8 protein-coding genes are annotated in these 11,615 nt (G+C 74.8%); 4 read left to right on the top strand and 4 right to left on the bottom strand.

Translation table 11 applies throughout. The features are described 5' to 3' along the window. Positions 1 to 588 precede the first annotated feature (588 nt). Complete coding sequence (locus ACZ6EM_RS28140) at positions 589 to 1,902, top strand: alpha/beta fold hydrolase (RefSeq protein ID WP_401051031.1); 1,314 nt, start codon at positions 589 to 591, stop codon at positions 1,900 to 1,902. A gap of 34 nt (positions 1,903 to 1,936) precedes the next feature. Here ACZ6EM_RS28140 and ACZ6EM_RS28145 read toward each other — a convergent pair whose 3' ends face one another. After that, a complete protein-coding gene (locus tag ACZ6EM_RS28145; RefSeq protein ID WP_465773526.1) occupies positions 1,937 to 3,505 on the bottom strand; it encodes a DUF4192 domain-containing protein in 1,569 nt (522 codons plus the stop codon). A 229-nt stretch (positions 3,506 to 3,734) separates the two neighbouring features. Between ACZ6EM_RS28145 and ACZ6EM_RS28150 the strand changes: the two genes are divergently transcribed. Together ACZ6EM_RS28150 and ACZ6EM_RS28155 are read left to right on the top strand one after the other, a co-directional pair. Beyond that, positions 3,735 to 5,930: a RecQ family ATP-dependent DNA helicase gene (locus ACZ6EM_RS28150; protein ID WP_380540110.1), complete on the top strand. Its 2,196-nt coding sequence runs from the start codon at positions 3,735 to 3,737 to the stop codon at positions 5,928 to 5,930. A 426-nt stretch (positions 5,931 to 6,356) separates the two neighbouring features. After that, positions 6,357 to 7,013: a hypothetical protein gene (locus ACZ6EM_RS28155; protein WP_465773527.1), complete on the top strand. Its 657-nt coding sequence runs from the start codon at positions 6,357 to 6,359 to the stop codon at positions 7,011 to 7,013. 142 nt (positions 7,014 to 7,155) lie between these two features. On the opposite strand, the gene ACZ6EM_RS28160 is transcribed toward ACZ6EM_RS28155, so the two are convergent. From ACZ6EM_RS28160 to ACZ6EM_RS28170, 3 genes are all read right to left on the bottom strand, one after another. Continuing rightward, on the bottom strand, positions 7,156 to 7,812 hold the full coding sequence (locus tag ACZ6EM_RS28160) for a hypothetical protein (protein ID WP_452177376.1): 657 nt from the start codon (positions 7,810 to 7,812) through the stop codon (positions 7,156 to 7,158). 101 nt (positions 7,813 to 7,913) lie between these two features. Next, positions 7,914 to 8,612 (bottom strand): ribonuclease HII, encoded by a 699-nt coding sequence (locus ACZ6EM_RS28165; protein ID WP_380540118.1) that lies wholly within the window; start codon positions 8,610 to 8,612, stop codon positions 7,914 to 7,916. A 297-nt stretch (positions 8,613 to 8,909) separates the two neighbouring features. Then, a complete protein-coding gene (locus ACZ6EM_RS28170; RefSeq protein ID WP_359912705.1) occupies positions 8,910 to 9,515 on the bottom strand; it encodes a TetR/AcrR family transcriptional regulator in 606 nt (201 codons plus the stop codon). A gap of 403 nt (positions 9,516 to 9,918) precedes the next feature. Between ACZ6EM_RS28170 and ACZ6EM_RS28175 the strand changes: the two genes are divergently transcribed. Continuing rightward, positions 9,919 to 11,466, top strand: a complete 1,548-nt coding sequence (locus ACZ6EM_RS28175; RefSeq protein ID WP_380633448.1) for an MFS transporter — start codon at positions 9,919 to 9,921, stop codon at positions 11,464 to 11,466. The last annotated feature ends 149 nt before the right edge of the window (positions 11,467 to 11,615 follow it).

Below are 11,615 nucleotides of genomic sequence, written 5' to 3' on the forward strand. Positions count from 1 at the left end.
CCGGCGCGCCGCGCCTTCGTTCCGGGGCTCGCCGCCGTGCCCGGCACGCCGTCAGGTCCGGCGCCCCGGCCTGCCGGTGACACCCTTCCCCCGCGGCCCGCGCCCTCCGGGCCGTGCGGTCCCGTGGCGGCGGCCGGTCGTGGCGCCGCACGCGGTCACCCAGCGCTGCCGGTGCCCGGGCGGCCGGGTCCGCATCGCCCGGCGATCGGCCCGATCGGCCCGCCCGAACCGGGTGCAGGCCCCCGGGGGTGAACGCCGCGCACCGCCGCCAGGTCACGCCCCGCCGCTGCACCGCTGGTCAGGGCGGCTCGGCTCGGCGGTCGTACCACTTCCGTCGGATCGTCACCGGGGCCTCGCTGCGGGCACGTCACCGTCCACCCTCCGGGGCCGGCACCCACCGTCCGGGCCGCTGCCGGGGCCGGCTCGGGCCGTCCGCCGGTCGGGCTCGGCCGTCCGATCGGACGGGCGGGGCGGTCGAACCGGTGCTCGACCGCCGCCAGGATACGGTGCGGGGGTCGCGGCCCCCGCACCCGGTGATCCCGTGAACCGCGACGCCATCGCTGTGACCAGCAGAGACCGAGGAGTTGCATGTCCACCATCAGCCGGCTGCCCGGGATTGTCACGACCGACCACGTGTTCCAGCTGCCGCTCGACCACGCCGCCCCGCAGGGCGAGCAGATCGAGGTGTACGCCCGCGAGGTGGTGGCCACAGGCCGCGAGCGGGACGACCTGCCCTGGCTGGTCTTCCTCCAGGGCGGTCCCGGCGGCAAGGCCGCCCGCCCGCTCGGCCGGGACTCCTGGCTGGAGCGCGCTCTGGACGACTACCGGGTGCTGCTGCTCGACCAGCGCGGCACCGGGCGGTCCACCCCCGCGACCCGGCAGACCCTCGCCCGGCGCGGCGGCCCGCAGGAGCAGGCGGACTACCTGGCCCACTTCCGGGCGGACTCGATCGTCAGGGACGCCGAGCTGATCCGCGAGCGGCTGCTCGGCGCCGACCGGCGCTGGAGCGTGCTCGGCCAGAGCTTCGGCGGCTTCTGCACCCTCACCTACCTCTCCATCGCCCCCGAGGGCCTGACCGAGGCCTTCATCACCGGTGGCCTCGCCGGCCTCGGCAGTTCGGCCGACGACGTCTACCGCGCCGCCTACCCGCGGGTGGTCCGTAAGAACGAGGACCACTACGCCCGGTTCCCGCAGGACGTCCAGGCGGTGCGCCGGATCGCGGCCCACCTCGCCGACTCCCCCGCGACCCTGCCGGACGGCGGGCTGCTCACCGTCGAGGCGTTCCAGCTGCTCGGCCTGCTGCTCGGTGGTGGCAACGGGTCCGGCACGCTCCACTACCTGCTGGAGGAGGCCTGGGTGGAGGGCGCGGCCGGGCCCGAGCTCTCCGACACCTTCCTGGCCGGCGCCCAGGCCCAGCTCTCCTTCGCGGGCGGTCCGCTGTACGCGGTGCTGCACGAGTCGATCTACGGCCAGCGGTCGGTGGACCAGGGCGGCACCGCCTGGGCGGCCGAGCGGGTCCGCAAGGAGTTCCCGCAGTTCGACGCCCGGGCCGCGCTGGAGTCCGACGCGCCGGTGCTGTTCACCGGGGAGATGATCTACCCCTGGATGTTCGACACCGACCCGGCGCTGCGCCCGCTGAAGGAGACCGCGGACCTGCTCGCCGCCCGCACCGACTGGCCCGACCTGTACGACCGGGCGCGGCTGGCCGCCAACACCGTGCCGGTCGTGGCGGCGGTGTACCACGACGACATGTACGTGGACACCGCCGACTCGCTGGAGACCGCGCGCGCGGTGCGCGGCCTGCGGGCCTGGATCACCAACGAGTGGGAGCACGACGGCCTTCGGCTGAGCGGCGGCAAGGTGCTGGACCACCTGATCAGGATGGCGCGCGGCGAGGCGTAGCCGCCTGCGGGCCGGCGCCGCCGTGCCGCGCGGCTCAGTACGCACGATGGCTCCCCCTCCCCGCCCGCCGGACGCCCCGGCAGCGGTGGAGGCCGGTCCGGACCGCGGCGGGCGCGCACGCCGCGGCCCGGCCGAGCCGCAGGCCCCGGGCGGACCGCTCGCCGGCCGCCCGGGTGTGCCCGGGCTGATCGACCCGTCCGGGCGCCGGGAGCAGGGCGACCGCCCCGGCGGCGCCACCGCCCGGCTCCGTGCTGTCGGGGCCGTCGGGCGCGCCCGGCCCCGGATCGGCCGGTGCCGGTGCCGTGGACGAGCCCTTCCGGCGACCGCCCCGCCGATGCCGTCGGCCACCGGCGGACCGCCCGGGCCGTTCACCGGGAGCCGCACCCGCCCCCGGGGCGGCGGGCCCGGGAGCCGCCGCGCCACCGGACGGCACCTCCTGAGCGGGCGGTGACCCCTCGGCGCTCGGCGCTCCGCCGGCCGGGGGCCGCGGTTCGTCGACCGGGGCCGCCGTGGCCTCGGGCTCCTCGCGCCGCCGCCGCTGGGCCTCGACGGCGGCCAACAGGCCCTGGGGCGTCATGCCGTCGTTGAGCGACTCGTAGAGCAGTTCGGCCAGCAGGTAGCCCGGGGCGAGCCGCAGGACGTGGCCGAGCACGACCCGGGCCGTCGCCGTGTCCCCCGCAACCCAGGACGTCCAGGCCAGCAGGGTGAGCGGGGCCACCGCGCAGCCCTCGTAGGGCGGCACCGCCCGCCGGGCGAGGAAACGCCAGAGCCGCTCGGCCGGGGCCAGCTCGTCGGGCCGGGCGTACTCGACGCCGCGGTCCCGTACCAGGCGGTCCCGCAGGGCGAGCAGCAGTTGGGCCGTCCGGTCCGGATCGAGTTCCCCGGCCCCGGCCCGGAACTCGGCGACGGCCTGGTCGAGCAGGGCGATGCGCTGCTCCCTGGCGAGGGCGTCCACGGCCTCCGCCCGGGCGAGCGCGTCGCGCTGGGCGACGGCATCCGGCGGACCGACGGGCTCCAGCCCGCCGATGATCGCCTTCCGGCTGCCGCGCGGCACCAGGCCGGCGACCGTCGCGGCGGCGGCCGCCGGACCGGGGTCGGGGCTGCGCCGCACCGGATTGCCCGCCGCGTCGCAGCAGCCGTCGCCGCGGCAGAGGAAGGACCACCAGCGGCCGTCCGAGACGCACAGCGACTCCTTGACGGCCACGCCCCGGCGCCCGAAGGCCGCCCGGAGGGCCTGCGCCAGTGGCCGCAGCCCGTCCACCACCGGAGGGACGTGGGCCGTGCCGGGATCCTGGCAGAGGTAGAGGAGCACCTGGAGCGGCCGGGCGCCGTGCCGCTCGGAGAGGGCGACCAGCAGGGCGGCCGTCTCCTCCGCCGCGGCCGGCCACTGCGCGGGCGACCGCGGCAGGTCCGCCCGGATCACCCCGCCCTGGTGGAGGCCGGGGCCGTGGAGCCCGACCGCGACGATGCTGTCGTCCGGGTAGAAGCCCAGGAAGTACGGAAGCAGCTCGGCCATGTCGGCCGGGCCGCGCATGACGACCGACCGGTGGTCGGAGGCCGGACCGAGGGACAGAATGACGTGTTCGTTGTTCATCGCGTTCATGGCCGCAAGAGTGGACGCAATCCTCGGACGACACCGGAACCGAGTTTTTTCCTGTGGATAACCCCGCCCCCGAATTTTCCTTCGCTCATTCGGAGTAGGCAAGACTCACTCCCACGGGTGGATTTTGTCTGCCGTTCAGCGGATCAGCGGATGAAATACACCCCGCCTTCCCCCGCTTCCCCTCCCCCGCATTCGTCGCTTGTCAGCGGTACGGGGTTACATGGACGCCATGCAGCAGCCCGACACCCACACCACCGCCACCGCCGACCGCGCCGAGGTCCGGGCGCGGGCCGAGGCCGTCCTGCGCGAGCTCGCCGGCCCCGGAGCCACCCTGCGCGAGGACCAGTGGACGGCCATCGAGGCCCTCGTGGTCGACCGCCGCCGTGCCCTGGTCGTCCAGCGCACCGGCTGGGGGAAGTCCGCGGTCTACTTCATCGCCACCGCCCTGCTCCGGGCCCGCGGCTCCGGGCCGACGGTGATCGTCTCGCCGCTGCTCGCCCTGATGCGCAACCAGGTCGAGTCGGCCGGCCGGGCCGGCATCCACGCCCGCACCATCAACTCGGCCAACAGCGACGAGTGGGCCGCGATCCAGGAGGAGGTCGCCGCGGGGAAGGTCGACATCCTGCTGGTCAGCCCCGAGCGGCTGAACAACCCGGACTTCCGTGACCAGGTGCTGCCCGAGCTCGCCGCCTCCACCGGCCTGCTGGTGGTCGACGAGGCCCACTGCATCTCGGACTGGGGGCACGACTTCCGCCCCGACTACCGCCGGCTGCGCACCATGCTCGCCGACCTGCCGGCCGGCGTCCCGGTGCTGGCCACCACCGCCACCGCCAACGCCCGGGTCACCGCGGACGTCGCCGAACAGCTCGGCACCGGCGCCACCGACGAGCACGCCCTGGTGCTGCGCGGGCCGCTCGACCGGGAGAGCCTCACCCTGGGCGTGCTCTCCCTGCCCGACCCGGCCCACCGCCTCGCCTGGCTGGCCGACCACCTCGAACGGCTCCCCGGCTCGGGCATCGTCTACACCCTGACGGTGGCCGCCGCCGAGGAGGTGACGGCCTTCCTGCGCGAGCGCGGCTTCCCGGTGGCCTCCTACTCCGGCCGTACCGAGGACGCCGAGCGCCGCACCGCCGAGGCCGACCTGCTGGCCAACCGGGTCAAGGCGCTGGTCGCCACCTCCGCACTCGGCATGGGCTTCGACAAGCCCGACCTCGGCTTCGTGGTGCACCTCGGCTCGCCCAGCTCGCCGATCGCCTACTACCAGCAGGTCGGCCGCGCCGGGCGCGGGGTGGACCGGGCCGAGGTGCTGCTGCTGCCCGGGCGCGAGGACGAGGCGATCTGGCGCTACTTCGCCTCGCTGGCCTTCCCGCCGGAGGAGCAGGTGCGCCGCACCATCGACGCCCTCGCCGAGGCCGGCCGGCCGCTCTCCACCGCCGCCCTGGAGCCCCGGGTGGATCTGCGCCGGGCCCGGCTGGAGACCATGCTCAAGGTGCTCGACGTGGACGGCGCCGTCCGCCGGGTCAAGGGCGGCTGGACGGCCACCGGGCAGAGCTGGGCGTACGACGGCGCCCGCTACGCCAAGGTCGCCGCCTCCCGGGAGGCGGAGCAGCGGGCGATGCGCGACTATGCGGCGGGCACCGGCTGCCGGATGGAGTTCCTGCGCCGCCAGCTGGACGACGAGCAGGCCGTGCCGTGCGGGCGGTGCGACAACTGCGCGGGGCCGCTGCACACCCCGGACGTCTCCGCGGAGACGCTGGCGGCCGCCCGGGCCGCGCTCGGCCGCCCCGGCGTGAGCTTCGAGCCGCGCCGGCTGTGGCCGACCGGGATGGACTCGCTGGGAGTGCCGCTCAAGGGCCGGATCCCCGCGGGCGAACAGGCGGAGACCGGCCGGGCGCTGGGCCGGCTGTCCGACATCGGCTGGGGCACCCGGCTGCGCACCCTGCTCGCCGAGCAGGCGCCGGACGTGCCGGTGCCCGGCGAGGCGGTGGACGCGCTGGTGGCGGTGCTCGCCGACTGGGCCCGGGGTCCGGGCGGCTGGGCCGGGCCCGCGACGACGGAGGGCGCCCGGCTGGAGCGGCCGGTCGGCGTGGTGACGATGGCTTCCTCGACCAGGCCGCGACTGGTCGGCAGCCTGGGCGCCCGGATCGCCGAGGTCGGGCGGCTGCCGCTGCTCGGCGGGATCGACTACGCCGGCGGGCTGCCCCCGCACGGTGCCCGCAGCAACAGCGCCCAGCGGCTGCACTCGCTGGCCGGCGCGCTGGTCCTGCCCCCGGAGGTGGAGCAGGCGGTGGCGGCCGCCGGTGGACCGGTGCTCCTGGTGGACGACCTCGTCGACTCGGGCTGGACGGTCACCGTGGCCGCCCGGCTGCTGCGCCGGGCGGGGGCGAGCGCGGTGCTGCCGCTGGTACTGGCCGTGCAGGGGTGACGCGACGGCGGAAGGCCGTCGACGAAGCCCACCCACTCACCCGAATGGCCTAACAGAAAGGATCAGGCGAAGCGATTTCGATCACACCGGCCGAACGATCCGGGAAAGGAGTGCTCACCATGCCGACGACGGTTCGCCCTGCCCTCAGGGCGCTGTGGATCAAGGCCCGGAGGCGCCTGCTCGGTACTCGGTCCGCTGTGGAACATATCCGGCAGACCATGGGCTATCGGGTGGCGTTCATCTTTTCATCATTGCCGCTCCGCCCCCGATGCCCTGAGAATTGGGAGGTACCCGAAACCCGGTCCGCTGGCCCCGCCCTTCGGCGTACCCAGGCACCCGCCTGCCCACGGGCCAGGAAGGAGGATCGTGATCAACGGTATCGACCGAGGTCAGAATCCCTTCTCCGGGAGTCCGGAACCCAGACGGGTGCTGGACCTGGAGACCTGGACCGCCTCGGGGATCCCGTTGCTGCGCGACCCCCGCGAGTTCGTCCTGGAACTGCACCAGCATCACCTGCCGCAGCCGGGCACCGTCGTGGTCGCCGTCGTGGACGCGCTCCACCGCCTCGCCGCCTCGGCCTCGTTCACCCCCTGGCCGCACGACACCGACGGCTGGCAGCACCGCAACGCGCTGCTGACGCACCTGCGCCGGATCATTCCGCACGACCTGCGACGGTCCGAGCCGGCCCGGACGGCCGTACTGCTGCGCTGCCGCGACGGCGCACCCGGCTGGACGGAGCAGGACGGCGCCTGGATGTGGGCACTGAGAGACGCGTCCGCGCTCCACGGACTGCGCTGCGGCGCGTACATCGGGCTCACCCCGGCGGGTTGGCAGGTCCTCGGGGACGGACGGGGCGGACGCAACCCGCACGCGGGCTCGTGGGCCGACGGGCCGGTGCACACCGTGACGGAACTGCCGCCGCGCTCGGCGCTGGACGCCCCGCGCAACCACCGCACCCGCCAACAGACCGCCGACCAGGCCGAGCGCGGCGAGGACGCGGCACGCTCCCCGAAGTCCGAGCCCCCGTGGGCAGCGGCGCGGGTCGCAGCGGCCGAACCGACGCGCCGCACCGGCACGGGCTGAGTCCGCACGGGCCACCGGCCCCACCGGGGCGTCGACCGCCGACCGACGGCCGCCGGCCGTCGGCACCGGCCCCGAGCGCCGTGGGACGGACCGCGGGCCCGGCACCGTACGACGGCACCGGGCCCGGGGTGGACGACTGTGGTCAGGCCTTGACCGGACGGCTCGGCGCGGCTCCGGCCGCGCCCACGGCAGCCGGGCCGGCGTCGCCGCAGACCACCAGCAGCGCGGCCGCGTGGCCGAGCGCCTTGGTGTACGCCTCGGCGGCCCGGGCGGACGGTCCGCCGTTGACCACCAGGACGACCACCTCGCGGGTGACCGGACGGGTCAGCGCGGCGTCCGCGTAGAACACGTCACCGCCCTCGGCGAGCTGCGCCCAGTAGCGCTCCTCACCGAAGGAGAGCTCGTGCTGCTGCCACGGGTGGGCCTCGCCGACCGTCAGCACCAGGATGTCGCCCGGATCGCGGCCGGACTCCAACAGCAGGTCGACCGCTTCGTCGGCGTGCTCCACGGCCCGCGCCGGGGTGGCGGCGATCCGTTGGACCTCCACCTGCGGTGCGGCGGGGGCCGGGCGGCGTGGTGCCGGCCCGGGCTTGGGGATCAGTCGCGGCGGGCCCGGACGGGCGGCGCGCGGCGGGGCCGGGCGCGGAGGCGCCGGACGGGGGCCGGGCACCGGGGCCGGGGCGGCGACGGTGGTGGTGGGTGCGGTGGCGGGGGCTTGTGCGTCCGACTCGCGGGGGAAGGGAACGCCGGGGCCCGGGATGCTCTCGTGAATCTCCGGCTCCTCGGGGAAGACAGGCATACCCGGATATCTATCAAATGCCGGTCGGACGCGCACGGGCGCCCCACCCATTGGGCACCGCTCTCCTGCCGCCCCCTCCCGGGGCAATTCCAGACGGATCGTCAGAAACCGAGCGTCAACTGTTCGTCGGCGGACCCACGGCCGTCGCCCGCACCCTCCCGGACGCGCTTGAGATGGCGCCACTTCGGCAGTGCGTCCATGTACGCCCAGGAGAGCCGGTGGTGCCCGGTGGGGCCGAACTCCTCCAGTGCGGCTCGGTGCACCGGGGACGGGTAACCGGCGTTGTCGGCGAAGCCGTACTCCGGGCACCCCTCGCCCAGTTCGGCCATCAGGCCGTCGCGGTGGACCTTGGCGAGCACCGAGGCGGCGGACACGCAGATGCAGGACTGGTCGCCCTTGATCACCGTGCGCACCCGCCAGGGGCCGCCGAGGTAGTCGTGCTTGCCGTCCAGGATCACCGCGTCGGGTTCGACCGGCAGCGCCTCCAGCGCGCGGACGGCGGCCAGCCGCAGCGCCGCCGTCATACCGAGCTCGTCGCACTCCTGCGGGGAGGCCTGCCCGAGCGCGTACGCGGTGACCCAGTCGGCGAGCACGGGGGCGAGCGCGCGGCGGCGCAGCTCGGTGAGCAGCTTGGAGTCGGTCAGCCCCTCCGGCGCCTTGCGCAGGCCGGTGACGGCCGCGCCCACCGTGACCGGCCCGGCCCAGGCGCCGCGCCCGACCTCGTCGAGACCGACGACGATCTTGGCGCCGGCCCGGCGGAGCGAGCGTTCGACGGAGTGCGTCGGGGGGACGATGGGCATGGCGTCTTCCGTTCAGCGGGGGCAGCCTCCAGCCTAAGCCCGGTCCCCGACCGCCGAGTCCGCCCTCCCGGGCGGGCGGGGCCGTCGAAGGACGGGCGGGCGGGGCCGTCGAAGGACGGGCGGGCGGGGCCGTCGAAGGACGGACGGGCGGGGCCGTCAACGGACGGGCGGGCGGGGCCCGCCGCCGGAGCCACCGGGCTCCGGGCCCGCCCGGCCTGCCCCCACCCCCACCCCGGCTCTCCTCGGGCGCCGCCCGGCCGCCGGGCCACACGCTCCGCGCGCCCGGCACCGGCCGCCTCAGGCCCGGATCATCGGCTCCAGCACCTCGTCCACCAGCCGGCCGGCGAAGCCCGGCCCCATGTTCTCCAGCCCGCGGATCTTGACCTGGTAGAGCAGTACCGCCGGGATGACGTCCGCCACCAGGGGGGTGGCCGCGCCGGGCCGGACGTCGCCGCGCTCGGCGCCGCGTCGCAGGATCTCCAGGATGGTCCGCGCGGTCGGCTCGATGACCCGGTCGGTGACGAAGGCCTTGAAGACCTCGGCCCGCTCGTGGTCGATCTCGCCCATCAGGGCATTGAGCGCGGAGCCCACCCGGGAGGTCATCGCCTTCGTGAACCCCTCGACGAGCCGGTGGAGTTCGTCCCGTGCGGACCCGAGGTCGGGGGTGTCGTAAGGGCGTGGGAGAGTGGCGTCCAGGGCGTCGAGAACGAGTTCGTCCTTGGACGCCCAGCGCCGGTAGAGCGCGGCCTTCCCGGTCCGCGCCGCACTGGCGACCCCTTCCATGGTCAGCCGCGCGTATCCGCCGGAGGTGAGCTGGTCGAGCGCGGCCTCGAAGATCGCCGCCTCCAGTTCCTTCCCCCGGCGCCGCGCCGGCCGCCTCAGTGCCTGATGGGCGGCCCGCACCGGACAGAAGGCCGGGTCCGCGCCCGGCCTGCCGCCCGGCTCCGCGCCGGCTCCGACGCCCTGCCCCGTGACCGCCGCCCCGGCGTCCGCCTCCGCAGGCCGAAGAGTCGCCTCCCCCGACGCCGGGTCCGCCTGGCCGGCCGAGTCCGCCGGCCCTCCCGGAGAACCCCCCGGGGCACCTCCCCGCGACCGACCGGACCGGTCCGCCACCAGGCGCCGCACCAACCGCTCCATCGCCACCATCCTTAAGGAACGCTTGCGTTCACAATCACGGCCAGGATATCGTCCCGATTAGTGAACGATCCCGTTCCTTCCCGGCCCGCGCAAGGGCGCGCGGCCGCACCCGGACCGGCGACTCCGCCGAACCGCACCACCGAGCACACAGCCAGCAGGGGGCACATTCGTGGCCATCTCCGACACGCTCAGCAAGAACTCGCCACCGCGGACGAGCCAGGGGCGGGGCAAGGGCATCACCCTGACCGTCATCGCGGCCACCCAGCTCATGGTGGTCCTCGACGCGACCATCGTGAACATCGCGCTTCCGCACATCAAGGACGCCCTGGGCTTCTCCACCACCGACCTGTCGTGGGTCATCAACGCCTACACCCTGACCTTCGGCGGGCTGCTGCTGCTCGGCGGTCGCGCGGGCGACATCCTCGGCCGCCGCCGGGTGTTCATCTTCGGCACTCTGCTGTTCGGCCTGGCCTCGCTGCTCGGTGGTTTCGCGCAGGACAGCACTCTGCTGCTGGCCGCCCGCGCGCTCCAGGGCATCGGTGGCGCGATCTGTTCCCCGACCGCCTTCGCCCTGATCGCGACCAACTTCGACGAGGGGCCGGAACGCAACCGCGCGTTCGGCGTGTTCTCGGCGGTCGCCGGTTCGGGCGCCGCGATCGGCCTGCTGGCCGGCGGTCTGCTCACCGAGTACCTGAACTGGCGCTGGGTGTTCTTCGTCAACGTGCCGATCGCGATCCTGATCGCGATAGCCGCGCCGCGCTACATCGCCGAGTCCGAGCGCCACCCGGGCCGCTTCGACCTGCCCGGCGCGCTCACCTCGACACTCGGCCTGGTCGGCCTGGTCTACGGATTCATCCGGGCCGCCTCGGACGGCTGGTCGGACGGCATCACGCTCGGCTCCTTCGCGGCCGGCGCGATCCTGCTCGCGGCCTTCCTCGTGGTGGAGAGCCGCACCGACCAGCCGATCACCCCGATGCACCTGTTCGCCGACCGGAACCGCACCGGCGGCCTGGTGATGATGCTCTGCCTGGCCGCGGCCATGTTCGGCATCTTCTTCTACGTCGTGCTGTTCGTGCAGGGTCCGCTCGGCTACAGCCCGCTGAAGGCCGGCGTCTCCTTCCTCCCGATCAGCGTCGCGATCATCATCGCCGCGCAGATCGCCTCCAACCTCCAGGCCAAGTACGGCCCGAAGCCCTTCATGGCGGGCGGCGCGCTGCTGGTCACCGTCGGGCTCAGCTGGCTGACCCAGATGAGCAAGGACAGCGGCTACCTGGACGGGGTGCTCGGCCCCACGGTGGTGTTCGGCTTCGGCATGGGTCTGATCTTCGTCCCGGTGATGCTGCTCTCCGTCGCCGGTGTTCCGGGCGAGGAGACCGGCGCCGCCTCCGGCCTCCTCAACTCGATGCAGCAGATCGGCGGTTCGCTCGGCCTGTCGATCCTGACCACGGTCTTCGCGCACTACGCCACGGCGGAGGCCACCGCGCAGCTGCCGAAGTTCATGGAGAGCGCGACGCCGGAGCAGTTGGCCTACCTCCAGCAGCACCACGAGTTCCCGCCGGGCACGGACGCCGCCAACACCGTGCTCACCCAGGGCATTTCGCACGGCTTCATCGTGGGCGCCGCGCTCGCGGCCGTCGCCCTGCTCGTCGCGGTCTTCGCGATCAAGGCCAAGGCCAGCGACCTGCCGAGCGGCTCCTCCGCCGTCGCGATGCACTGACACCGTCACGGCCCTCCGACACCGTCACGGCAGTCCGACGCCGTCACGATGCGGCGACACCGCGGCCCGCGGCCGCGACACCATGACACCGCAACACCGCAACACCGCGCGACAAGCCACAACCAGCCGCAACAAGCCGCCGCACGACG

It is taken from the genome of Kitasatospora sp. NPDC041917 (assembly GCF_055589745.1).

Coding starts and splice junctions, on each gene's coding strand:
- ACZ6EM_RS28140 (WP_401051031.1), top strand. CDS start 589: ATGTCCACCATCAGCCGGCTGCCCGGGATTGTCACGACCGACCACGTG.
- ACZ6EM_RS28145 (WP_465773526.1), bottom strand. CDS start 3,505: ATGAACGCGATGAACAACGAACACGTCATTCTGTCCCTCGGTCCGGCC.
- ACZ6EM_RS28150 (WP_380540110.1), top strand. CDS start 3,735: ATGCAGCAGCCCGACACCCACACCACCGCCACCGCCGACCGCGCCGAG.
- ACZ6EM_RS28160 (WP_452177376.1), bottom strand. CDS start 7,812: ATGCCTGTCTTCCCCGAGGAGCCGGAGATTCACGAGAGCATCCCGGGC.
- ACZ6EM_RS28165 (WP_380540118.1), bottom strand. CDS start 8,612: ATGCCCATCGTCCCCCCGACGCACTCCGTCGAACGCTCGCTCCGCCGG.